A 24,446-nucleotide genomic window follows, 5' to 3' on the forward strand; every position below is an offset into this window, starting at 1 on the left:
AAAATCTTTTTGAACCTCCTTTTTATGCGCAGGCGACTATTCTGAGTCTGACAGTGTTTTATCTTTGGCGAACAGTAATGAAAAATCCAAATCTTCATACCCCTGAGGCCGCCGATGGCGATCGTCAGGATGATATTAGTGCTTTGCGTGACGCCTTTTCTTTGCACGCTTTTCGCTATGTCGATATTGCGCGCGAAGAGCGTCTGAAAGAGATTTTGTCACGCTGGACGCTGTTAGCCGAAACGGTCCCCAGCCAGCCTGAGCAACCTCACTGATGCCGCAGATAGCGCTTCAGGGCGTGCGGGGCGGTGTCGGCACAACGTCTCTTTGTGCCGGACTGGGCTGGGCGCTGGCGGCTCTCGGCGAGCGGGTGTTGCTGATCGACGGCTCGCCGGTTAGTCAGCTCGGCATGCATTTCAATCTGCCCGCTCAGCAGGAGAATGGCTGGATGAAAGCCCTGTGCGAAGGGGGAGACTGGCAGCACAGCGCGCTGTGCTATCCCCATGGGCCTGACTTGCTGCCACATGGTGTGCTTTCTCATCAGCATTCTTTGACTATCACCCGTCAGAATGAGTCTGTCGCCGCACCGATGCTCCAGGTATTGCCGGACCTGCAGGCGCGCTATCAGTGGATTATTTTTGATCTGCCTGCCGACTCCCTGCCGTGGCATGAAACACTCTATCAACAGCTGGACGGCATACTCTGTGTCATCCAGCCTGACGCCAATTGTCATTTGCGCCTTAGCCAGCGCCGCTTTCCGGCGCGCACCCGCTTTGTTATCAATCAGTTTAATGCTAACAGCCGTCTGCAGCAGGATCTGCATCAGCTTTGGATGGCTTCACTGGCGCAGCTGATACCGCTGCTGATTCATCGCGATGAGGCGCTGGCAGAGGCGCTGATGATGAAGCAGCCGGTCGGTGAATATCGGCCACATGCGTTAGCCAGCGAGGAGATCATCACGCTGGCTAACTGGCTGTTACTCAATCTGAAGGGAGTAAATTCTTGAATCCGTTGCGCTGGCTGTTGACTGCGCCCGCCTGGCAATCGCTGCATCGGGGCTATACCACTGCGCGAGGCAATGGTGCCTCCCGCTTCGCCAGCGCACTTCATCTTTTCTGGTCTGTTCTGGGCCTGATGCTGCTCCGCTTCGAAAGCCCGGGCTGGCAGAGTGTGATTCAGCAGCGCCGCCGCCTCTATCCGCACATCTCACCGGAGCGTCCGCGTCCGCTGGATATCCTGCGCTATCTGATCCAGACACTGTGGCTGATTATGATCCGGCTCCCCCAGGCGAGCGCCCGCGATGGCGTTAAGGGCCTGAGCGCACTTTCTGGCTGGCGGCAGCACGGCTATCGCTGGCTGGACAACGTTATTGCCCGCTCGCAAACCCAGGGCATTGATACGCGCATCGAACAGCGACTGAAGCGCCTGTCGCCGCCGATGCGACGCAGCCTCTTTGTCGTGACGGCTCTCTTTGCCTCACTGCTGGCGCTGCTCTGTATCAGCCAGCCCTTTGGTCTGATGACGCAGTTTATTTTTGTCGTACTGCTCTGGGGTCTGGCGATGCTGGTCCGGCGCATTCCGGGTCGTTTTCCTACCATGATGCTGATCGTGCTGTCGTTGACCGTGTCGTGCCGCTACCTCTGGTGGCGCTATACCTCGACGCTGAACTGGGACGATCCGCTGAGCCTGATCTTTGGTTTGCTGCTTATTGCAGCAGAGACCTACGCCTGGGTGGTGCTGGTGCTGGGCTATTTCCAGACGCTGTGGCCGCTTAACCGGCAACCCGTCTCCATGCCGGCTGACCGTTCGCAGTGGCCATCGGTGGACCTGCTGGTGCCGACCTATAACGAAGCTCTTAGCGTTGTCAGACCGACGCTCTATGCTGCGCTGGGTATCGACTGGCCGAAAGATCGCCTGAATATCTATCTCCTTGACGACGGCAACCGGCCGGAATTCCGCGAGTTTGCCACCAGCATTGGCATTAACTATGTGGCGCGTCCCTCTAACGAACATGCCAAGGCGGGGAACATCAACCACGCGCTGAAAAACTACTGCCGCAGCGACTTCGTGTCGATCTTTGACTGCGACCATGTGCCGACACGCGCTTTTTTACAGATGGCCATGGGCTGGTTTATCAAAGATCCCCGGCTGGCGATGCTGCAGACGCCGCATCACTTCTTTTCGCCCGATCCGTTTGAGCGCAATCTCGGGCGGTTTCGCCGTACGCCGAATGAGGGTTCGCTCTTTTATGGGCTGGTGCAGGACGGTAACGATACCTGGGACGCCGCCTTCTTCTGTGGCTCCTGCGCCATTCTGCGCCGCACTGCGCTGGAAGAGATTGGCGGTATTGCCGTAGAAACCGTCACTGAAGATGCCCATACATCGCTGCGTCTGCACCGGCGTGGCTACACCTCGGCCTACATCCGCATTCCTCAGGCGGCCGGGCTGGCGACCGAAAGTCTGTCAGCGCATATCGGGCAGCGTATTCGCTGGGCACGCGGGATGGTGCAGATTTTCCGCCTTGATAACCCGTTGTTTGGTAAGGGGTTGAAGTGGGTACAGCGGCTCTGTTATGCCAACGCTATGCTGCACTTTTTGTCCGGTATTCCGCGGCTGATCTTCCTGCTGGCACCGCTGGCGTTTTTACTCTGCCATGCCTACATCATCTATGCGCCTGCCCTGGCGATCGCTATCTATGTTTTACCTCACATGCTGCACACCAGCCTGACCAACTCGCGTATTCAGGGGCGCTGGCGTCACTCTTTCTGGAGCGAAGTTTACGAGACGGTGCTGGCCTGGTATATCGCCCGGCCTACTACCGTGGCGCTGTTCAATCCTCACAAGGGTAAGTTTAACGTCACGGCGAAAGGCGGACTGGTCGAGGAGCAGCATCTGGACTGGGTGATAACCAAACCCTATATGTTGCTGGTGTTGCTTAATGTGGCGGGCGTGTTGATGGCGTTCTGGCGCATGCAGCACGGTCCGGCCAACGAGATACTGACCGTCTGCGTAAGTCTGATTTGGGTGCTCTATAACATGATTATTCTTGGCGGTGCGGTGGCGGTTTCCGTTGAAGCCCGGCAGATCCGCGAGGCGCACCGTGTAGAGATCGCCATGCCGGCCGCCATCGCACGCGAAGATGGTCATATGCTGCCCTGCACGCTGCGTGACTACTCGGATGGCGGCGTCGGGCTGGAGATGCGCGAGCCGGATGCGCTGCGGGAGAATGAAAAAGTGTGGCTGCTGCTGCGTCGTGGACAGCAGGAGTTCAGCTTCCCCTGCCAGGTGCAGCGTGTCTTTGGCCACCGGGCTGGCGTGCGTCTCCATCAGCTGACCACCCAGCAGCATATTGAATTTATCCAGTGTACCTTCGCTCGCGCCGATACCTGGGCACTGTGGCAGGACGGTTTTCCGGAAGATAAGCCGGTGCAAAGCCTCGCCGATATCATGATCCTCGGTTTCAAAGGTTACCTGCGCCTGGCGGAATATGGCCCGCCGCAGTTACGTCGGCTGTTTAACCTGCTTACCGTTGGGGTGAGCTGGCTGGCTTCGCTGTTGCCGCAAGGCATCCGTGCGCCAGCTTCAAAAAACGCATTGAGTTGATGATATGACGATAACGAGAGTAAACAGGTGGGTCGCTGCGCTGCTGTTGGGTTCCACAACACTAAGCTGCGCCCTGGCGCAGGAAAATATGGCGGTCACTCCCGGAGAAACTGCGGTGCAATCTTTGCCGCCACAGCCTGCTGCACCGCTGCGTAACAGTCAGCTGAGCTTTGTTAAGCTGGCACCACCGCCGGGTAGCATGACGCTGAGCGGAACACGTACCAGCGGGCAGATCGAGTTCGGTGTGCGCAGTGATGAGGTGGTGACGCGTGCGCTGCTTAATCTTACCTATCGGCCCTCGCCTGCGCTGCTACCTGTGCTGTCGCAGCTGAAGGTTTATCTCAACGATGAGCTGATCGGCCTGATCACCATTACCCCGGACCAGCCGGGTAAAGAGATTCAGACGCAGCTGGCAATCGATCCTCACTATATTGCTGACTTTAACCGCGTGCGCTTTGAGCTGGTTGGTCACTACGCCAACATCTGCGAAAATCCGGCCAACAGCACCATCTGGCTTGATATCGGCAAAGAGAGCGGCATCGATCTGACGCTGCAAAAACTGCCGCTGAAAAATGACCTCTCCCATTTTCCTGAACCCTTTTTTGATACCCGCGACACGCGACCGCTGACCTTGCCGATGGTGTTTGCTGCCCAGCCGGACATAAAGCAGCAGCGGGCTGCCGCGATTCTCGCCTCCTGGTTCGGCAGCAAAGCTGCCTGGCGCGGACAGCGCTTTCAGGTGCTCTACAATCAGCTGCCGCAACAGCAGCATGCTGTGGTGTTTGCCACCAACGATGCGCGCCCGGATTTTCTGAAAGATTTGCCGCCGGTTGTAAAGCCGACCGTGGAGATAGTGAGTCAGCCTGACAGTCCCTATGAAAAAATGCTGCTCATCCTGGGACGCAACGACGACGATTTGCTGACGGCGGTGCAGGGGATTGCGCAGGGTGAGTTGCTGTTACGCGGGGACACCTCGACCATCGACCGCGTTACGCTGCTGGCACCGCGCCAGCCCTATGATGCGCCAAACTGGGTGCGCACCGATCGCCGCACCACCTTTGCTGAACTGACTCAGTATGAAAACCAGCTGCAGTCTGACGGCCTGCAGCCCAATCCCATCAGCCTGACGCTGAATCTGCCGCCCGATCTCTTCCTGGTTCGCGCGCGCGGCATCGACATGGATCTGAGCTATCGCTATACCGCGCCTTTCCAGTCGGATGGCTCACGGCTGGCGGTGAACCTGAATAATCAGTTCATCCAGGATTATCCGCTACCGCCTAAAAACACGGCCGGTCAGCAGTTGCTGCATATTCCCCTGATTCAGGGAATGCTGGACAAAAACCATGAACTGCTGATTCCGGCGTTACGCCTGGGTGTGGTTAACCAGCTGCGCTTCGATTTTGACTATGCCAACACCTTTATTGGTGGCAATGCTGACGGGCGTTGTGAAACCGTGACGCCGGTCGGTCATCATGTGGTGGTGGACGACAGTTCCAGCATCGATTTTTCTGGCTATCGCCACTACATCGAAATGCCATCACTGCGTGCCTGGGCAAATGCGGGCTTCCCGTTCAGCCGTTATGCCGATCTGGCGCAAACCCTGGTGCTGATGCCGCCAAAACCAGACGTCCAGCAGGTCAGCACACTGTTGAATGCGATGGGCAATAGTGGTGCACAGACTGGCTATCCGGCACTGCGCGTTCAGTTGACCGACGACTGGGCCACGGCGAAAAAGCAGGATGTGGATCTGCTGATGATCGGTGTCATCCCCAAAGATCTTCAGAATGACCTGCGGATCCCGGCGCTGGTCGACGCCACCGCCAGCTGGCTGAAAGAACCCGTGCGACGGGTCACGCCACAGATGAATCCGCAAAGCGGTCGCGATCAGACGGCAGAAAGCACCACTGCCATCAGCTCCCGCGGCCCGCTGGCAACGGTGATTGGCTTCCAGTCGCCGTTTTACGATCAGCGCAGCGTGGTTGCGCTGCTCGCCGATGGCACGCCGCGTGGCTGGCAACTGCTCAACGAGGCAATGAGTGACAGCGATAAGCGTGGCGCAATGTCTGGCTCCACCGCGATTATCCGCGAGTCAGGGGTTAACAGTCTGCGGGTTGGCGAGAGCTACTACGTTGGTCATCTGCCGTGGTGGGAGCGTCTCTGGTCGCTACTCTCGACCCATCCCTTCTGGCTGGCACTCTGCACACTCTTTGTGGTGGTGCTGTTCGCGCTAATGACGTGGCGTCTGATGCGAATTATTACCCGTCGTCGTTTACTGGATGAAGATGAATAACGCTCAGGTACTGCGGGCGGGCATGCTGCTTGGTGCGCTAAGTGCGCTGCCGGGGCTGGCCGCACCGACTGACGGACCGGAAGTCTCGCCAGTCGAGTGGCTGCTGGCACAGGTCCGCACCGGCGAGTCGACTAACAAATACGATCTGGTACAGCAATCGCTCTACCGGCTGGAGAAGATGGACCCGGATAATCCGCAGGTGCTTGCGGCGCGTCTGCGTCTGGCGCTGCATCAGGGCGATATCACCGCAGCGCAGACGTTGCTGGATCAGCTCAACAGGCTGGCGCCCGGCTCGACGGCGGCGCGTGAGTCTGCCGCAGGCCTGCGCATGATGTCGCCAGAGGGGCGGCAGCAACTGCAGCAGGCGCGATTGCTTGCTACCTCAGGGCGGCTGGCGGAAGCAAAAAGCGCGTACGATGCGCTGTTCAACGGCGTGTTTCCCGATCCCAACATCGCCCTGGAGTACTGGCGGCTGATGGCGCGCCTTCCTGGCCAGGAAGAGGTCGTATGGCAGCAGCTGCAGGCGATGGAACAGCGCTATCCGGGCAACGTTGGCGTCGGATTGCAGATTGCCCGCATGGCATTTGCCCGGCAGCAGTCGGCGCAGGCGATAGTCCAGCTGAAGCGGCTGGCGGAAAGCAGCGGCGGGCGTGATGCCGCGGCTGATCTCTGGCTGAAACAGATTAACGATCAACCGGTCAGCGACAGTAGCGTCGCGCAGTTGAAAGAGTATCTCACCGTCTTCACCGAGGGCGATGCGCATCAGCAGGGCCTGGAGGCGCTCTCGAAGCAGCAGACGACGCTGGCCGATCCCGCTTATCGCGAACGGATGCGCGCGCTGGCGCTGGTCGATGCAGGCAATGTGAATAACGCGATGGCGATCCTGAACCGGGCACTGAAAGCGAATCCCGATAATGCCGAATTAATGGGGGCGATGGGGCAGACCCAGGCCCGCGCGGGCCATCGTGATGCCGCCATTCTCTGGCTGGAACGCGCCATCAAAGCGGGACAGCAGAGCACGCTGATCGGCAAATGGCAGTCGCTGCTGCAGAGCAATCGCTACTGGCTGGCGATTGAGCAGGGCGATAAAGCGCTGGCGCAGCATGATATTGAAGGGGCCGGACAGCACTATCGTGCGGCCCAGAAGTATGACAGCAGCGACAGCTATGCCCTGATTGGCCTGGGTGATGTGGCGATGGCGCGTAAAGATGCGGCGGGCGCAGAACAGTTCTGGCAGCGCGCGCGACGGCTGGATGGCACCAATATCACCGCAGTGCGTCGGCTGGCGGGGCTTTATCAGGCTGTGTCGCCTGCACGCGAGCTGGAATTTATTACTACCTTACCCGCCGGGCAGCAGCGCGCCCTGGCTGACACGCTGCGCCTGCTGCGCAGCGATAGCCTGCGCACGGAAGCAGATGCTCTGGCGCAGCAGGCTCGCTGGCCGCAGGCGGCAGAGAAATATCGCCAGGCACGGGAGCTGGCTCCGGATGACGTCTGGCTCAGTTACCGGCTGGCTGGCGCGCTGCGTAACAGTGGTGACGTGCAGCAGGCGCAGACGATAATGCGCGCGGTCGCGCAGCAACATCCGCAGGATGCGACTGCACTTTACGCGACCGCACTCTGGTTCTCGGGCAACGATAACGACAGCGAGGCACTGGCCACGCTGCATCGTCTGCCCGATGCGCAGTGGAGCAGCGATATGCGTCAGCTGGCTGACCGCCTGAAACAGAATCAGATCTATGCCCAGTCCGAGGCGCTGCGCGCCGCCGGGCGGGAGCCGGCAGCCGTAACGCTGCTTGAGCAGCAGCCAGTTTCCAGCCGACGTGACCTGACGCTGGCCGACTGGGCACTGGCACGCGGTGACGCGCTGCAGGCGCTGGCAGGCTATCAGCAGGTACTGTCTCGCGAGCCGGAAAACGGCGATGCGGCGCTGGGACGAATCGAAGCGCTGGTTGCCCTGCAGCGCAACAGCGAAGCCCTACAGGCGCTTGAGCAACAGCCGCCGATTCAGGCGAGTGTCAATGCGGACAGGCGTGCTGCGCTGGCGTGGCAGGCGGTGGGTGAAACCACGCGGGCTGCCGTGCTGTTTAGCGATCTGAAACAGCGCGCCGCCTCGCTGCCACCTTCTCAGGATAAGGCGCTGGTGTTTCGTGATGCGGCACGACTTGAACGTTCGCAGCAGCAGCCTGAACAGGCACTGGCCGATTATCGTCAGGCGATGACGGCCAGCGGTATTGATAGCAGTGGCAATATCAGCCGCGCCACCCGCAACGATCCGCAGGATGAGTGGCTGAAGCGCAGCCTGCGCAGCGACACGGCCGATCTCTATCGTCAGCAGCAAACCACGCTGACAGTGCAGCAGGACTATTCACGCAACAGCGGTACGGGCGGCATCTCTGACTTTACGGCGCACACCACCATGCTGCAGGCGGAACATCCGTTTGCCGATGGGCGCGGCTTTTTCCGGCTCGACCGGGTGGACGTTTCCGCAGGGACCTTTACCACCCGAAACGGTAGCTTTAATGATTTATTTGGCAGCTGTGACGATGTGAATTCCGGCGGCTGCACTTCTCAGACTCACCAGCGTGACAGTGGCACGGCGCTGGCCGCTGGCTGGCATAATGCGATCTGGTCGGCCGACCTCGGCACCACGCCGCTGGGTTTTGAAGTCACTAACTGGACCGGCGGCCTGAGCTGGAAAACCGATGTGAAGCAGCTCGGTGTGACGCTGACCGCTTCACGCAGGCCAATTGCCAGTTCGCTGCTCTCCTATGCCGGGACGCGCGATCCGGCAGTCAACGGCAGTAAAAGCTGGGGCGGTGTGGTGGCAACGGGCGGCAGCATCGGGCTGAGTTACGATCAGGGCGGTGCGCATGGTGTCTGGGGCGACATCAGTGCGCATCAGATCACCGGCAAGAATGTCGCTGATAACAGCCGCGAGCGCCTGATGGGCGGCTATTACTACAAGCTGATCAACACCGACAATCGCCGTGCGACCATCGGGCTGAACAGCATGCTCTGGCACTATCAGAAGGATCTCAGTGATTACACCTTCGGCCAGGGCGGCTACTACAGTCCACAGCAATATCTCTCCTTTGCTGTGCCGGTCACCTGGCGGCAGCGTACGGAGAACTGGTCATTTGATCTGGGCGGTTCAGTTTCGTGGTCACATTCGAAAACGGATGCGCAGCAGCGTTATCCGGTTAATCCTGGCTTCACCCTTGCCAGCAATCCCTCTTCCGCAAGCAGCGCCGGCGGGGGGATCGGCTACACGCTGCAGGCAGTAGTTGAGCGGCGGCTGACGTCGGCGTGGTTTGTAGGAGCAGGTGTCGATATTCAGCAGGCGAAAGATTACACCCCGAGCCACGGCCTGATCTATGTACGCTATGCTGCCGGGGGCTGGGAAGGGGATCTGGATATGCCGCCACAGCCGCTGGTTCCCTACGCAGATTTTAAATAATCCCGATCGGGAAAAAGCCGGACTTTTCAGACGGTAAAAAAGTCAGTTTATGGGATATACTGGCGGGCATTGTACTGTCTGCTATCTGGGCTTTTTTCATCGTCAGGAGAGAATTTTTGCGCGTAAGCCGGTCACTTACGATAAAGCAGATGGCGACAGTTTCGCTGGTTGCGGTTATCACCATCAGTATCTTTATCGTCATCCAACTGTTTCATTTTGTGCAGCAGCGCAGAATTGACTACGCCCAGCAGATGGAGAATATCGCGCACACCGTCCGTCAGCCGCTGTCGGAAGCGGTGCTGCGCGCCGATATTCCTCAGGCCGAACGTATTCTTCACTCCCTGAAACCGGCCGGTATTTTATCGCGCGCCGATGTGGTGCTGCCGAATGCGTTCCAGGCACTGCATGCCGATTTCGAGGTGGAAAAACCGGTGCCGCGTCTGGTCGCCCGCCTGTTTGAGCTGCCGGTACAGATTACCCTGCCGCTCTATTCAGTCGAAAATACCGGGATGCCGAAGCCGCTGGCCTATCTGGTGTTGCAGGCTAACTCGACGCGCGTCTACCAGTTTATCCTCAGCACGCTCTCGACCATGATTATCACCTATCTGTTGCTGGCGCTGATTCTTTCCGTGGCGATCAGCTGGTGCATTAACCGGCTGGTGGTGCATCCGCTGCGCAATCTCTCTCGCGAACTGCAGGAGCTGCCGCCCCAGTCGATTCTGACGCACAAGCTGTCGCTACCGCAGAGCCACCGTGATGATGAAATCGGTATGCTGGTCCGTAGCTACAACCGCAATCAGCAGGTGCTGGAGTCAATCCATGATGAGATGAGCCGGCTGACGACCCATTTTCCCGTCACCGATCTGCCCAACCGCACTCTGTTTCTGGCGCTGGTCGATCAGTGCATGCGCATGCCTGAACAGTCACTGGGTCTGATGGTCATCCGCATTGAAACCCTCCAGGAAGCTAACGGCGTACTCAGCGATGAGCAGCGCGATACACTGATGCTGACGCTGGTGGAGAAGATCCGTAATACCCTGGACGACCATACTTTGCTGGCGCAGACCGGGACCAGCGATTTTGTCCTGCTAATGAAGCGTGCAAGCAATCCGTTCCGCGCGCTGCGTCTGGCGCGTAATCTGATGATTCGCCTTAATCAGCCGGTTAACCTCCATCAGCTCCAGCTGCGCCCAAATCTCAGCATCGGTCTGGCGCTGCATGAGGATCAGCCGCTGAGCGCGAATGAGCTGCTTGACCGCGCGACGTCGGCGATGATGTCGGCCCGTCATCAGGGCAAAAATCAGATCCTGTTCTTTGATGCCGCACTGACTGAGCGCGCGCAGAAGCGTCTGACTCAGGAGCATGACATCCTGCAGGGTCTGCATGATGATCAGTTCGCGCTTTACCTGCAACCGCAGGTCGATATGCGGACCGGCGCGTTAACCGGCGCCGAAGCCCTGTTGCGCATGCGCCAGCCAGACGGCAGTTATGGTCTTACCGAAGAATTTATTGCCAGCGCCGAAGAGATTGGCGTGATTAGCGCGATAGGTCGCTGGGTGTTTGAAGAGGCGTGCCGCATTCTGGCTGGCTGGCAGCGCCAGGGCATTATGCTGCCGCTGAGTGTGAATATTTCCGCTGTGCAACTGCGGGACACCGGCGTGGTCTCTCATCTGCAAGCCCTGCTGACGCGCCACCGCATCGCACCCGACACGCTGGTGCTGGAAGTGACAGAGACCGCTCAGCTTGATGATGCAGAACAGGCGATGTCGATGCTGCGCCTGTTGCAGCAGACCGGCGTCGCCGTGGCCCTGGATGATTTTGGCATGGGCTACTCCAACCTGAACTATCTGCATCAGCTGAAAGCGTTGCCGGTAAACAAGCTGAAGATGGATCGCAGCTTCGTGGCGGCGCTACCGCATGACGACACAATGGTCCGTATCGTCGCGGCTATCGCCGAGATTATCCACCTTGAAGTGATTGCCGAAGGCGTGGAAACAGCCGAGCAGCGCGACTGGCTTCTGGCGCGCGGTATCGCTATCGGGCAGGGCTATCTCTACGCTGAAGCCCTGCCTCTGACCCGATTTAATCAGGCGTGGATTGAAAACTCCTCACTGCCGCAATAATTGCCTGATTCATTGATTTTGCGAGAATTTTAGTTACAAAACCCCTTGCTGAAGCGTTTCAGTTCAGAATTACGATCCCAGGGTTTCCTGGGCGTTTGTCACCCTGTATTAATCACGTAAACAGAGTGTTATTTTCGGGTTACTGTCAGGCGCTACCTCTGTTGCCTGACAGTCACAATAACGAATCCGACAACATCACCTCACGGCGTTAGTGGACACCTGTTTATGAAAACCTCACTTTTTAAAAGCCTTTATTTCCAGGTGCTGATGGCGATTGGCATCGGCGTTTTGTTAGGCCATTTTTACCCGGAGTTAGGGACCCAGATGAAGCCGCTGGGAGATGCCTTTGTTAAGTTAATCAAGATGATTATCGCCCCGGTCATTTTCTGTACCGTGGTGACCGGCATCGCTGGCATGGAAAGCATGAAAGCGGTAGGACGGACCGGTGCGGTTGCGCTGCTCTATTTTGAAATTGTCAGCACCATCGCGCTGCTTATCGGCCTGATCGTGGTGAACGTGGTGCAGCCAGGTGCCGGGATGAACGTTGATCCTGCCACGCTGGATGCCAAAGCTGTGGCGATGTACGCGCAGCAGGCTGAGCAACAGGGTGTCGTCGCTTTCCTGCTGGATATTATCCCCAACAGCGTGATTGGCGCCTTTGCCAGCGGCAACATTCTGCAGGTACTGCTGTTTGCCATTCTGTTTGGTTTTGCCCTGCATCGTCTGGGTAACACCGGCACGCTGATTTTCAACGTGATTGAAAATTTCTCAAAAGTGATTTTCGGCATTATCAATATGATCATGCGTCTGGCACCGATAGGGGCATTTGGCGCAATGGCGTTCACCATCGGTAAATATGGCGTGGGTTCACTGGTGCAACTCGGCCAGCTGATTATCTGTTTCTATATCACCTGTATTCTGTTTGTGGTGATTGTGCTGGGGCTGATTGCGCGTCTGTTTGCCGGGTTCAGCATCTTCAAGTTTATCGCCTACATAAAAGAAGAGCTGCTGATTGTGCTGGGGACTTCCTCTTCCGAATCTGCGCTGCCGCGCATGCTGGATAAGATGGAGAAGCTGGGCTGCAAGAAATCGGTGGTCGGGCTGGTGATTCCCACCGGCTATTCCTTTAACCTGGACGGCACCTCGATTTACCTGACCATGGCGGCGGTATTTATTGCTCAGGCGACCAATGCGCACATGGATATCTTCCATCAGATTACGCTGCTGGTGGTGCTGCTGCTCTCTTCCAAAGGTGCGGCGGGGGTAACCGGAAGTGGATTCATCGTGCTGGCGGCGACGCTCTCTGCGGTGGGCCATCTGCCGGTGGCGGGTCTGGCGTTGATTCTCGGTATTGACCGCTTTATGTCCGAAGCCCGTGCGCTGACTAACCTGATTGGTAACGGTGTAGCGACCGTGGTGGTGGCGAAATGGGTCGACCAGCTGGATCATAAACAGCTGACCGATACGCTGGCAGGCCGAAATAAAGAGAATAAAGCGACTGAATCTTCAATTTAATCATTGAATTTAACTTAAATCCCCACAAATGCCCGCTGTCGCTTGCCCTGACAGCGGGCATTTGCATAATAAACCCCACTTGTTTTTTTTGACGTTTTTCACTTCGTTACGCGACATCCTGAGCTTCCTGTGGTCAAACACTTTGTTGTTGGATAACAGCGCGATTCGGCGCCAGCCGATTCGTTAATAACAGCGGCAATATGCGCCAGTGATAACAATATTTGAATTATTTGAGTAGGGGTTCACATGCAGGGCACCAGAATTCGGCTTTTGGTTGGTGGATTAGTGCTGGCAAGCAGCTTTGGTCTCCAGGCAGAAACGCTGCAACCGGATCCGGCCTGGCAGGAAGGCAAGCTGGATAATGGATTTAACTGGCAGTTACTGGCCACACCGCAACGCCCCAGCGACCGCATTGAACTGCGGCTGGTGGTGAATACCGGTTCGCTGGTAGAGAGTGCGCAACAGACGGGCTTCAGTCATCTGCTGTCGCGCCTGGCGATGGTGCATAACACCGCGCTTGATAACAACCAGCAACGCGCGCTATGGCAACAGGCGATGGATCCACAGCGTCCGCTGCCGCCTGTCATTACCTCCTATGACTCCACCCAATATAATCTGAGTCTGCCGAATAACCGTCCCGAACTGCTGAAAGAAGCACTGAACTGGCTGGCGGCCACGGCGGGCAATATGGCTATCACCGAACAGGTGGTCAACACTGCGCTGGCCGCCTCCGATCCGGTGGCGACCTGGCCGAAAGATTCGCAGGATGTCTGGTGGCGCTACCGCCTGAAGGGCTCTGCGCTGCTGGCGCACGATCCCGCCGCGCAGCCGCGCGCACCCGTCGATTTAACCCAGCTCAACGATTTTTATCATCAGTGGTACACCCCTGATGCGATGACGCTCTACGTTGTTGGCAATGTTGATAGCCGGAACCTTTCTGAGCAGATCAACAAAACCTTCTCGGCGCTAACCGGGAAACGTGAAACGCCTGCACCTCTGCCCACCCTGTCGCCGCTGCCGCACGAGCCGGTGAATCTGGTGAGCAGCAACATGACGCAGGATCGTCTCTCACTGGTGTGGGATACGCCGTGGCAACCGATTCGGGACTCCCAGAATCTGCAACGTTACTGGCAGGGCGACCTGGCCCGTGAAGCGCTGTTCTGGCATGTCCAGCGTGCACTCAGCGACAGCAAGGCGCAGGGCATCCAGGTAGGATTTGATTGCCGCGTGCTCTATCAGCGTGCGCAGTGCTCGATCAACATGGACGGGCGCAACGACAACCTGGCGCAGAATATGAATCTGGTGGCGCGCGAGCTGGCGAACGTGCGTGATAAAGGCATTCCGCAGGAGGAGTTTGATGCGCTGATGGCGCAGAAGCTGCTGGAGCTGAATAAGCTCTTTACCACCTATGCCCGCACCGATACCGATGTGCTGATGAGCCAGCGCCTGCGATCTCAGCAGAACGCCGTGGTCGATATTGCGCCTGAGCAGTATCAGAAGCTGCGTCAGACTTTCCTGGCCGGCCTGACCCGTGAACAGTTGAACCAGGAGCTGCGCCAGCAGCTGACGCAGGAACTGATGATGGTTCTGATTCAGCCGGAAGGTGAAGCGGAAACCAACGTGAAGAGCCTGCAGGAGAGCTGGGACAAAGTGATGTCACCGGCAGCGGCACCGGCGACCAGCAATGAAGCCAGTCCGCCGGATAGCAACGTCAAAGACGTTCCGCCCGCCGCTTAACGTCAGGTTTTTGCCCTGAGCCACTCGGTCACTAACATCGGCCAGCTGGCGAGGGGCAAATCTGCCACGCCACGGATACCAAATCCGTGCCCGCCTTTCTGATAGAAATGCACCTCTGCCGGCACCTTATGCTCACGCAGCGCGCCAAAAAACGCCATGCTGTGATTCACCGAGACATCATCATCGTCGGCGGCGTGGATCAACAGTGTCGGTGGCACCAGCGGATGAACACGGGTTTCCATTGAATAGGCTTCAATGGTTTTCTGATCCGGCCACGCCCCCAGCAGGCGGGTTCTGGCACCCTCATGGGCAATGCCATCACGCATGCTGATCAGCGGATAAACCAGTACCATCGCATCCGGACGCGGCGAGAAGTTTTCTGCGCCATCCTGCACCGGATAGAGTTTCTCTGCGAAACGCGTTCCCAGACTGGCTGCCACGTGGCCGCCCGCCGAAAAGCCCATCATCACAATGTATTTACCGTTCAGGCCACGCTGTGCCCGTTCACGCAGGACGCGAACCGCACGCTGCGCATCGGCCAATGGCGCGTCGGGACCTTCATGATGTCCATCATAGGGCAGGCGATAGGTCATGACCGCCAGGGTGTAACCCATCGATGTAAAGAAGGTGGCCAGGGCGCTGCCTTCACGATCGATCATCACGCGCTGATAGCCACCGCCCGGTGCAACCAGCAGGGTAATCCCGTTTGATTCGACCGGATGCCAGATCGCCATCTCCGGGCAACGTACGCCGGTCGCTGCGCGATCGTAAGGCTCATACTCTTTTGCCATATCGACGATCTGCGGCTCTGCGCGCGAATCGCTGGCGCCTGGCGCATCACCGTGTGGCCAGATATTAATAATTTCTGTGTGCATAAATAGCTCCTGATGCGGGGAATATTTTAATTGTTTTGTTCGCGGCCGGAGAGAACAGCGTCCTGCTGTCTTTTGATTAAAAGATGGTCTTTTTTCAGGCAGTCGTCCATCCGAAAAGGGCAAATCTGACCAGATTCGGACTATGCCTGGTGGTGGATCTATTTATATAAATGATTAATTTTAATCAATAAATTATAAGGCGGATTGAAGAGGGATGCCGCTGGAAGTCCGTCATTAACCACGAATTTGCAGCTTAAGGTAAATGGCTGGCATGGCTCGCTTTGTTAGCCAAAATTTACCGGATATCACGCTGTGTGCTGTTCAGACAGCATAATGATTTTACCGCCAGAATCACGTTCACTTCGCTGCAGGGGCTTAAGTGCCAGTCTCATTTGGGAATGTTCAGCGTCGGGCAGTTTCCTGTTGGTTGATGAGGTTTAACATAACATCAGCCGTTCATTCACAACGGTAAGATGAATTCCATGTTTGATAACGATCTCTCTACCCGGCAAACCTTCTCTCGTTTGTGGCCGACGATTTCTCCCTTCAGACTGGGGCTGGTGGTTGCGGGTGTCGCCCTGATCGTCAACGCAGCAATCGATCCATTGATGCTGACGTTGCTGAAGACGCTGCTTGACGATGTGATTGGCAGGAATAACCACGGCATTCTGATCTGGATGCCGCTGGTGATTATCGGGCTGATCCTGGTCCGCGGTGTGAGCGGCTATATCTCCAGTTACTGTATCTCCTGGGTGTCAGGCAAAGTGGTCATGGCGCTGCGTTGTCGACTGTTCAGCCATATGATGGGCATGCCGGTGGCTTTTTTTGATCAGCAATCAACCGGCACGTTGCTCTCACGTATCAGCTACGACTGCGAACAGGTCGCCTCCTCTTCGTCCGGTTCGCTGGTGACGGTGGTCCGTGAGGGAGCCTCTATTCTTGGCCTGTTTGTGATGATGTTCTACTACAGCTGGCAGCTTTCCCTGATCCTGCTGGTGCTGGCACCCATTGTGTCGCTGGCGATTCGCATCGTCTCCAGGCGCTTTCGCGGTATCAGCAAGAACATGCAGAACACCATGGGGCAGGTAACGTCTCATGCAGAGCAGATGCTGAAAGGCCATAAAGAGGTACTGATGTTCGGCGGCCAGCAGGTCGAGACGACCCGCTTCGAACAGGTCAGCAACAACATGCGTCGCCAGGGGATGAAAATGGTCTCAGCGACCTCGCTCTCCGATCCGATTATTCAGCTGCTCGCCTCCTCTGCGCTCGCCTTTGTGCTCTATGCGGCGAGTTTTCCCTCTGTGATGGCCACACTGACGGCGGGTTCTATCAGTGCGGTGTTTTCCGCCATGCTGATGCTGATGCGTCCGTTAAAGTCACTGACTAACGTTAACGCCCAGTTCCAGCGCGGTATGGCTGCCTGTCAGACACTGTTTGCCATCCTGGATACTGAACAGGAGAAAGATGAGGGAACATACGTGGTTGAACGCGCGACCGGCAATATAGAATTTCGCGATGTCACCTTTACCTATCCGGGATCGGAAACGCCCGCGCTGGAGCATATTAACCTGACCATTCCCGCCGGTAAAACTGTGGCGCTGGTGGGCCGTTCCGGTTCGGGTAAATCGACTCTCGCCAGCCTGCTGACACGCTTTTACGACATCGACAGCGGAGAGATTTTGCTGGATGGTCATGCGCTGCGTGATTACACCCTGGCCTCGCTGCGTGAGCAGGTGGCACTGGTCTCTCAGCACGTTCACCTGTTCAACGACACGGTCGCCAACAACATCGCTTATGCCCGTACCGACGTCTTCAGCCGCGAGGCGATCGAAAAGGCGGCACAGATGGCTCATGCTATGGAATTCATTAGTAAAATGGATAACGGGCTGGATACAGTGATTGGAGAGAACGGGGTGCTGTTGTCGGGTGGACAGCGCCAGCGCATTGCGATTGCCCGCGCCCTGCTGCGCGACAGTCCAATTCTGATCCTCGACGAGGCGACCTCGGCGCTGGATACCGAATCTGAACGCGCCATTCAGTCTGCGCTGGAGACGCTGCAGCAGAACCGGACCACGCTGATCATCGCTCACCGGCTTTCGACCATTGAAAAGGCCGATGAAATTCTGCTGGTAGAGGAGGGGAGGATTGTGGAGCGCGGCTCGCATCAGCAGCTCCTGCAGAAGAACGGCGCGTATACACGGCTCTATAAGATGCAGTTCAGTCAGCCGCTGTGTGCGTAAAAGGTGTGAATGCCAGAAGCTAAAAAATGCGCCTCCGGGCGCATTTTTCGTCATCTGCATTCGCCGATCGATCTTCACGACGCTAACGGCTACAGCATCATTCAGGCATCGCCTCTGCCGGAATTATCGCGCCGCGATGCTGAATCACGATACTGGCTGTCAGATGCCCACGCTGCGCGGCTTCCTCCGCAGAAGCCCCGGTCAGACGGCGCGCCAGATACCCGGCACTGAATGAATCACCGGCAGCAGTCGTATCGATCACCTTCTCTTTCGCCAGACGCACCGCAGGCACATCAATCAGCGGCGCATCGCCGGTGACCACCAGACAGGAATCGGCACCGCGCTTAATCACGATTTCGCTGGCGCCCGCCTGACGGGTTCGCGCGATAACCTCTTCCAGCGGCGCTTCGCCCCACAGCAGATGCTCATCATCCAGTGTCAGGAAGGCGATATCGGTACAGTTCAGCATGGCGCGATACGCAGCCTGCGCACTGGCGCGATCGGCCCATAAACGCGGGCGGTAGTTATTATCAAAAATCACCTTGCCGCCATTTGCCCGGCAACGGGCCAGTAGCGTCATTAGCTTCTCACGGCTGGACGGCGGCAGAATAGCCAGACTGATGCCGCTGAGATAGAGATAATCGTAGTGCGACAATTGCCCGGCTATCTCCTCAGATTGCGGGCTATCAAGCCAGTAACGCGCCGCAGCATCGCTGCGCCAGTACCAGAAAGTACGCTCGCCATCGGCATCCGTTTCAATCACATACAGGCCCGGCATCTTATTATCGAGGCGCTGGATCAGGTCCGTATTCACCTTCTCCTGCTGCCAGGCGGCGATCATCTGATCGCTGAACGAATCCGTTCCCAGCGCAGTGACATAATCGACCCGCAACTGCTGCTCATCGACCTGGCGGGCGAGATAAACTGCCGTGTTAAGCGTATCGCCGCCAAAGCCCCGTTTGATGTTCTCACCCTTTTCGGACAGCTCAATCATGCATTCGCCAATAATGGCGATTTTCTTGTGCGTCATGGTTTCAGACCTGTAGTGAAATATCGTCCTAGTCTCGCGTCTGGTATGGCAGACGTCAATGATTTTAAAACGCCGTTTTAATTTAACTTAAGGCATGAAACAGCCTCGATCTGGCAGATAAACGCGGCTAACGTCGGCTTGTTTAGCCGATTATGTTAGCGAGACGGCTGATAAACTCGCCGTTTTATATTGCCATGCCGTTCATCTTAATATCACAGGCACTTTTGATAATCGCTCAGTCACCCATTTTGGGGACTTGTTACCACTCAGGGAAATAGCATGGTGATGGAGAGTATTAGCCAATGGCTGCCGTCTTCAAACGACCTTAAACTCCACCCGGAAACCCCGCTCTTCTGGCAACAATGTCATCGACGCTATCGGTTTCAGCCCATCTACCGGGTTACCGGTCAATTACTTGCCATTGAACTCCTGACCGCCGTGTCGCATCCTTCTGAACCGGAACGGAATCTTTCGCCTGAAGCCTGGTTTGCCGGACTCGATATTGCCCGGCGCCTGGATGTCGTGCATGAGCAGCTTGAACTGCTGGCAGAATGGAGCGAATTTTTTAAGCGCAGTGATATGGTCGCTTCGGTCAACATAGACGGTCCTTCACTGCTCGCCATTCAGCAACGACCCGCCATTCGCCGCCTGATTGCCCAGCTGCCCTGGATACGGTTTGAGCTCACCGAGCATCAGGCGCTGCCGCAGGAGGAGAAAGTGGCGAAAATACCGGAACTGGGGCCGCTGTGGCTGGATGATTTTGGTTCAGGTATGGCAAATTTCTCAGCGCTGACTGAACTGAAATATGATTACATCAAGCTGTCGCGCGACCTGTTTATTATGCTGGGCACGACGGATGAAGGGCGGAGTCTCTTTTCGATGCTGCTTGCGCTGATTAATCGTTACTGTAACGGTGTCATTGTTGAAGGGGTGGAAACGGAAGCGCAGTGGCAGCAGGTCAAAGCGTCGCCTGCGATTGCTGCACAGGGCTATTACTTTTCGCGTCCCGTCCCCTTTTCTGAATTGAATCACCTCACTCTCCAGCTTCCCTGATGCCGTTGCTCGTGGTCTCGACTATCTTTAACGCAGACCGTGAATGTGCAAGGAGAAAGCGTAATGTCGCGTACCGGGAAAATCGTCAGCTGGGTAGCAGGTATTCTGGTGCTGTTGATTGTGGTGATTATCGTTGTGATCGCTACCTTTGACTGGAACCGCCTGAAGCCCACCATTAATCAGAAAGTCTCAACAGAATTAAACCGTCCCTTTGCGATACGCGGGGATCTGGGCATCGACTGGGCACGAAATCGCGACGAGGCAGGCTGGCGGCGCTGGGTGCCGTGGCCGCAGATCCATGCGGAAGATATTATGCTGGGCAACCCGCCTGACATTTCTGACGTCACCATGGTGCATCTGCAGCGTGTCGACGCCACGCTGTCACCCCTGTCGTTACTGCATAAAGAGCTGTTCATCCCGTGGATTAAGCTGCAGCGACCCGATGCGCGACTGATCCAGACCGCCGATAAAAAGAACAACTGGACCTTTACCCTTGCTGACAGCGACAAGGATGAGAAGAATGCCGCGCCATCGGCCTGGTCCTTCCGTCTGGATAATATTCTGTTTGATCAGGGCCAGATTCGTTATCGCGACGCCATTAACCGCGCCGATGTCACGGTACAGGTCAATCCACTGGGCAAACCGGTGCCGTATACGCAGATCGCCGGAGGCGATGACCAGCAGAAAGGCGCAGGCGACTTTGTCTTTGGCTGGCAGGCCAGCGGCACCTACAACAACGAGAAACTCACTGGCGACGGCAAGATTGGGGGCATGCTGTCATTGCGAAGCCAGAACACCCCCTTCCCGATTCAGGCCGATGTGCGCAACGGCACCACGCGGGTTCAGGTGACTGGCGGTTTGCAGGATCCAATGAACCTCGGCGGGCTTAACGTGCGACTACGCTTCTCGGGCGATACGCTGGCTAATCTTTATGGCCTGACCGGTGTTCTGTTGCCTGACACACCGCCTTATGAAACTGACGGCCATCTGATAGCGAAATTCAATGGTAAAAAGGGCGCGGTCTACCGCTATGAGAAATTCAATGGTCACATTGGTGACAGCGATATTCATGGCTCGCTGATCTACAGCCAGGTCAAACCTCGCCCGACGCTCAGCGGCGAAATGACCTCTGAGCAACTGCGTATGGCCGATCTGGGTCCACTCATTGGCGTGGACTCCGGTAAAGGCAGTGAAAAAACCGCGCAGGCCAAAGCGCGTCGCGGTGAGAAATCGAACCAGCCTGCTGATCGCGTGCTGCCGCATGATAAATTCGAGACCAAAAACTGGGATGTGATGGATGCCGACGTGAAGTTCAGCGGCAAACGGATCGAACACAGTAATTCACTGCCGTTAAGCGATCTCTATACCCACTTACAGATGAAAAACGGCGATCTGCTGCTGGATCCGCTGCGCTTTGGTGTAGCGGGCGGCAATCTCAACAGCACTATCCGACTGGAGGGTGACCACTCGCCAATGCGCGGTCGGGTTGACCTTCATGTTCGTAAGCTGCAACTGCGTCAGCTCTTCCCGACGGTGGAGGCGATGAAGAACAGCCGTGGCCAGCTCAATGGCGATGCCAGCTTTACCGGCACCGGTAACTCAGTGGCCGACCTGCTGGGAACCAGTAACGGTCAACTCAAACTGCTGATGAATGACGGTCTGATCAGCCGCAGCCTGATGGAAATTGCTGGTCTCAATGTCGGTAACTATGTGGTGGGTAAACTGTTTGGCGATGACCAGGTGCGCATCAACTGCGCCGCCACCGATCTCAAACTGCAGAATGGTGTGGCAACGCCCAACCTGTTTGTGTTTGACACCGAGAACGCGATTATCAATGTCTCCGGCAACGCAAACTTCGCCAGCGAGCGGCTTGATTTGTCGGTGAATCCGGAGAGTAAAGGCATTCGCATCGTGACGCTGCGCTCGCCGCTCTATGTGCGCGGCACCTTTAAAAATCCTGATGCGGGCGTGAAAACGGGGCCACTGCTGGCGCGTGGTGCCGCTGCCGTGGCGCTGGGCGCGGTCGTAGGTCCTGCAGCGGCGCTGCTGGCACTGATCTCTCCAAGTGATAACGAAGATAACCAGTGCAGCACCGTCCTGCAGCAGATGAAGCAGAAGAAGTAACTAGTTGCGGTAGAGCACTTTGATAATGTGATAACCAAAGCCGGTCTTTACCGGCCCGTAAGGCGTCAGCAGCGGGCAGGTAAAGACCGCTTTATCAAAGGCCGGTACCATCTGTCCCTGCCGGAACTCGCCCAGATCGCCACCCTTCCGGCCGGAAGGACAGGTTGAGTGCTTCTTTGCCAGCTCCTGAAAATTGCCGCCTTTCGCCAGTTTCGCCAGAATCTCTTTTGCCAGCGCTTCCTCTTTAACGAGGATGTGTAAAGCCGCCGCGGTTTTCGCCATGTTGATATCTCGGTTGTGTATAATTGCCGCCCAGTATAAACCCCTTTCTTTTGATCTAATCAGGCGATTTCTCCTATGCGTTTAAACCCCAGCCAACAACGTGCCGTCGAATTTGTTACCGGTCCCTGTCTGGTGCTGGCGGGCGCGGGATCGGGCAAAACCCGCGTGATTACCAATAAAATCGCCCACCTGATTCGTGAATGCGGCTATCAGGCGCGCCATATCGCTGCGGTGACCTTTACCAATAAGGCCTCGCGCGAAATGAAAGAGCGTGTGGCGCAAACCCTGGGCCGCAAAGAGGCACGCGGCCTGCTGATTTCGACCTTCCATACGCTGGGACTGGAGATCATCAAACGCGAAACCGCGGCGCTGGGCATGAAGTCCAACTTCTCCCTGTTCGACGATCAGGATCAGCTTGCGCTGCTGAAAGAGCTGACCAAAGAGTGGCTGGAAGAGGATAAGACGCTGTTACAGCAACTCATTTCCACCATCTCGAACTGGAAGAATGATCTGATCGATCCGCAGGGTGCCGCCGCGCTGGCGCGTTCGCAACAGGATAATATTTTTGCTCACTGCTATGCCCTTTACAGCCAGCATCTTAAGTCGTGCAACGTGCTCGATTTCGATGACCTGATTCTGCTGCCGACGCTGCTGCTGCAGCGTAATCAGGAGGTGCGTGAACGCTGGCAGCAGCGTATCCGCTATCTGCTGGTGGATGAGTATCAGGACACCAACACCAGTCAGTATGAGCTGGTTAAACTGCTGGTTGGCGCACGGGCGCGCTTCACGGTGGTCGGCGATGACGATCAGTCCATCTACTCCTGGCGTGGTGCGCGGCCGCAGAATCTGGTGCTGCTGAATCAGGACTTCCCTGCGCTGGAGGTCGTGAAGCTGGAGCAGAACTACCGCTCTTCGCAGCGCATCCTGAAGGCGGCGAATATCCTGATTGCTAACAACCCGCACGTCTTTGAAAAAAAATTGTTTTCGGAACTGGGGCAGGGCAGCGAGCTGAAAGTGCTGACCGCTAACAGCGAAGAGCATGAGGCGGAACGGGTGACCGGCGAACTGATCGCACATCACTTTATCAACCGGACGCAGTATAAAGATTACGCGATCCTCTATCGCGGCAATCATCAGTCACGGACCTTTGAAAAGTTTCTGATGCAGAACCGCATCCCTTATCGCATCTCTGGTGGCACTTCGTTCTTCTCGCGACCCGAGATCAAAGATCTGCTCGCCTATTTGCGCGTGCTGACCAATCCTGAAGATGACAGCGCGTTCCTGCGTATCGTCAATACGCCGCGCCGTGAGATTGGCCCGGCTACGCTGCAGAAGCTCGGTGAGTGGGCCAATCTGCGCAGCAAGAGCCTGTTTAATGCCAGTTTTGATGTCGGCCTGGGGCAGACGCTAAGTGGCCGTGGTCTGGAGCATCTGCAGCGCTTCACCCACTGGCTGAATGAGATTATCCAGCTCACTGAACGTGAACCCGTGAATGCGGTGCGCGATTTGATCCGCGGCATCGACTACGAAAGCTGGCTGTTCGAAACCTCCGGCAGTCCGAAAGCCGCCGAAATGCGGATGAAGAACGTCAACACGCTGTTTCAGTGGATGACAGAAATGCTGGAAGGCACTGATATTGATGAGCCGATGACGCTGGCGCAGGTGGTAACGCGCTTTACTCTGCGCGACATGATGGAACGCGGTGAAAGTGATGAAGAGCTGGATCAGGTACAGCTGATGACGTTGCACGCCTCTAAAGGACTGGAGTTCCCCTATGTGTTCCTGGTGGGCATGGAAGAGGGGCTGTTGCCGCATCAGAGCAGCATTGATGAGAACAATATCGAAGAGGAGCGACGGCTGGCTTACGTCGGGATCACCAGGGCGCAGAAAGAGCTGACCTTTACCCTGTGTCGTGAACGCCGGCAATATGGCGAGTTAATCCGGCCTGAACCCAGCCGTTTTCTGCTGGAGCTGCCGCAGGACGATTTGCAATGGGAGACCGAGCGCAAAGTGGTCAGCGCGGAAGAGCGGATGAAAACCGGACAGAGCCGTGTCGCCGGTCTGAGAGCGATGCTGGATAAGGCGAAAAAGAGTTAAACCGGTGCAGGAGGCGA

15 protein-coding genes are annotated in these 24,446 nt (G+C 56.8%); 12 read left to right on the forward strand and 3 right to left on the reverse strand.

The genetic code is table 11. The features are described 5' to 3' along the window. The first annotated feature begins 77 nt into the window (after window positions 1–77). The 8 genes from bcsR to Q7C21_RS11720 all read left to right on the forward strand — a co-directional run bounded on the left by bcsR (window position 78) and on the right by Q7C21_RS11720 (window position 14,728). Window positions 78–275 (forward strand): cellulose biosynthesis protein BcsR, encoded by a 198-nt coding sequence (bcsR, locus tag Q7C21_RS11685; RefSeq protein ID WP_039658691.1) that lies wholly within the window; start codon window positions 78–80, stop codon window positions 273–275. Then, window positions 275–1,006, forward strand: a complete 732-nt coding sequence (bcsQ, locus tag Q7C21_RS11690) for a cellulose biosynthesis protein BcsQ (RefSeq protein WP_375150736.1) — start codon at window positions 275–277, stop codon at window positions 1,004–1,006. Before bcsR ends, bcsQ begins: the two co-directional genes overlap by 1 nt. After that, complete coding sequence (bcsA, locus tag Q7C21_RS11695; protein WP_154926827.1) at window positions 1,003–3,603, forward strand: UDP-forming cellulose synthase catalytic subunit; 2,601 nt, start codon at window positions 1,003–1,005, stop codon at window positions 3,601–3,603. The genes bcsQ and bcsA overlap by 4 nt, the downstream gene beginning before the upstream one ends. Before the next feature lie 4 nt (window positions 3,604–3,607). Beyond that, window positions 3,608–5,893 (forward strand): cellulose biosynthesis cyclic di-GMP-binding regulatory protein BcsB, encoded by a 2,286-nt coding sequence (gene bcsB, locus Q7C21_RS11700; RefSeq protein WP_078805049.1) that lies wholly within the window; start codon window positions 3,608–3,610, stop codon window positions 5,891–5,893. Further along, window positions 5,886–9,353 (forward strand): cellulose synthase complex outer membrane protein BcsC, encoded by a 3,468-nt coding sequence (bcsC, locus tag Q7C21_RS11705; RefSeq protein ID WP_154926826.1) that lies wholly within the window; start codon window positions 5,886–5,888, stop codon window positions 9,351–9,353. The genes bcsB and bcsC overlap by 8 nt, the downstream gene beginning before the upstream one ends. 116 nt (window positions 9,354–9,469) lie before the next feature. Then, a complete protein-coding gene (gene hmsP, locus Q7C21_RS11710; RefSeq protein ID WP_375150737.1) occupies window positions 9,470–11,476 on the forward strand; it encodes a biofilm formation regulator HmsP in 2,007 nt (668 codons plus the stop codon). A 225-nt stretch (window positions 11,477–11,701) separates the two neighbouring features. Next, window positions 11,702–12,991, forward strand: a complete 1,290-nt coding sequence (locus Q7C21_RS11715; protein WP_003851983.1) for a dicarboxylate/amino acid:cation symporter — start codon at window positions 11,702–11,704, stop codon at window positions 12,989–12,991. A 246-nt stretch (window positions 12,992–13,237) separates the two neighbouring features. Further along, window positions 13,238–14,728 (forward strand): pitrilysin family protein, encoded by a 1,491-nt coding sequence (locus Q7C21_RS11720; protein ID WP_187513408.1) that lies wholly within the window; start codon window positions 13,238–13,240, stop codon window positions 14,726–14,728. Between the two features lie 2 nt (window positions 14,729–14,730). On the opposite strand, the gene Q7C21_RS11725 is transcribed toward Q7C21_RS11720, so the two are convergent. After that, a complete protein-coding gene (locus Q7C21_RS11725; protein WP_003851978.1) occupies window positions 14,731–15,603 on the reverse strand; it encodes an alpha/beta hydrolase in 873 nt (290 codons plus the stop codon). A 482-nt stretch (window positions 15,604–16,085) separates the two neighbouring features. On the opposite strand from Q7C21_RS11725, the gene msbA reads away from it, so the two are divergent. Next, complete coding sequence (msbA, locus tag Q7C21_RS11730; protein ID WP_003851977.1) at window positions 16,086–17,843, forward strand: lipid A ABC transporter ATP-binding protein/permease MsbA; 1,758 nt, start codon at window positions 16,086–16,088, stop codon at window positions 17,841–17,843. Window positions 17,844–17,940: 97 nt separating this feature from the next. On the opposite strand, the gene Q7C21_RS11735 is transcribed toward msbA, so the two are convergent. Beyond that, window positions 17,941–18,873, reverse strand: coding sequence for a sugar kinase (locus Q7C21_RS11735; RefSeq protein ID WP_003851975.1), 933 nt, complete (start codon window positions 18,871–18,873; stop codon window positions 17,941–17,943). Window positions 18,874–19,152: 279 nt separating this feature from the next. On the opposite strand from Q7C21_RS11735, the gene pdeH reads away from it, so the two are divergent. After that, on the forward strand, window positions 19,153–19,926 hold the full coding sequence (gene pdeH, locus Q7C21_RS11740; protein ID WP_003851972.1) for a cyclic-guanylate-specific phosphodiesterase: 774 nt from the start codon (window positions 19,153–19,155) through the stop codon (window positions 19,924–19,926). 63 nt (window positions 19,927–19,989) lie between these two features. Continuing rightward, complete coding sequence (locus Q7C21_RS11745) at window positions 19,990–22,050, forward strand: AsmA family protein (RefSeq protein ID WP_003851971.1); 2,061 nt, start codon at window positions 19,990–19,992, stop codon at window positions 22,048–22,050. Here Q7C21_RS11745 and ppiC read toward each other — a convergent pair whose 3' ends face one another. Next, complete coding sequence (ppiC, locus tag Q7C21_RS11750; RefSeq protein ID WP_008926423.1) at window positions 22,051–22,332, reverse strand: peptidylprolyl isomerase PpiC; 282 nt, start codon at window positions 22,330–22,332, stop codon at window positions 22,051–22,053. It lies immediately after the preceding gene. A gap of 75 nt (window positions 22,333–22,407) precedes the next feature. Here ppiC and rep point away from each other — a divergent pair, with 75 nt between their 5' ends. Beyond that, the gene (rep, locus tag Q7C21_RS11755; protein ID WP_003851968.1) at window positions 22,408–24,429 is read left to right on the forward strand and encodes a DNA helicase Rep; all 2,022 of its coding nucleotides are present in this window, start codon (window positions 22,408–22,410) and stop codon (window positions 24,427–24,429) included. Window positions 24,430–24,446: the final 17 nt, after the last annotated feature.

This window comes from Pantoea sp. ANP04 (assembly GCF_041982285.1).
GTDB lineage: Bacteria > Pseudomonadota > Gammaproteobacteria > Enterobacterales > Enterobacteriaceae > Pantoea > Pantoea eucalypti.

Excerpts from the sequence above, each read along its gene's own strand:
- bcsR (WP_039658691.1), top strand. The coding sequence starts at position 78 with ATGAAAAATCCAAATCTTCATACCCCTGAGGCCGCCGATGGCGATCGT.
- bcsQ (WP_375150736.1), top strand. The coding sequence starts at position 275 with ATGCCGCAGATAGCGCTTCAGGGCGTGCGGGGCGGTGTCGGCACAACG.
- bcsB (WP_078805049.1), top strand. The coding sequence starts at position 3,608 with ATGACGATAACGAGAGTAAACAGGTGGGTCGCTGCGCTGCTGTTGGGT.
- bcsC (WP_154926826.1), top strand. The coding sequence starts at position 5,886 with ATGAATAACGCTCAGGTACTGCGGGCGGGCATGCTGCTTGGTGCGCTA.
- Q7C21_RS11715 (WP_003851983.1), top strand. The coding sequence starts at position 11,702 with ATGAAAACCTCACTTTTTAAAAGCCTTTATTTCCAGGTGCTGATGGCG.
- Q7C21_RS11720 (WP_187513408.1), top strand. The coding sequence starts at position 13,238 with ATGCAGGGCACCAGAATTCGGCTTTTGGTTGGTGGATTAGTGCTGGCA.
- Q7C21_RS11725 (WP_003851978.1), bottom strand. The coding sequence starts at position 15,603 with ATGCACACAGAAATTATTAATATCTGGCCACACGGTGATGCGCCAGGC.
- msbA (WP_003851977.1), top strand. The coding sequence starts at position 16,086 with ATGTTTGATAACGATCTCTCTACCCGGCAAACCTTCTCTCGTTTGTGG.
- Q7C21_RS11735 (WP_003851975.1), bottom strand. The coding sequence starts at position 18,873 with ATGACGCACAAGAAAATCGCCATTATTGGCGAATGCATGATTGAGCTG.
- pdeH (WP_003851972.1), top strand. The coding sequence starts at position 19,153 with ATGGTGATGGAGAGTATTAGCCAATGGCTGCCGTCTTCAAACGACCTT.
- Q7C21_RS11745 (WP_003851971.1), top strand. The coding sequence starts at position 19,990 with ATGTCGCGTACCGGGAAAATCGTCAGCTGGGTAGCAGGTATTCTGGTG.
- ppiC (WP_008926423.1), bottom strand. The coding sequence starts at position 22,332 with ATGGCGAAAACCGCGGCGGCTTTACACATCCTCGTTAAAGAGGAAGCG.
- rep (WP_003851968.1), top strand. The coding sequence starts at position 22,408 with ATGCGTTTAAACCCCAGCCAACAACGTGCCGTCGAATTTGTTACCGGT.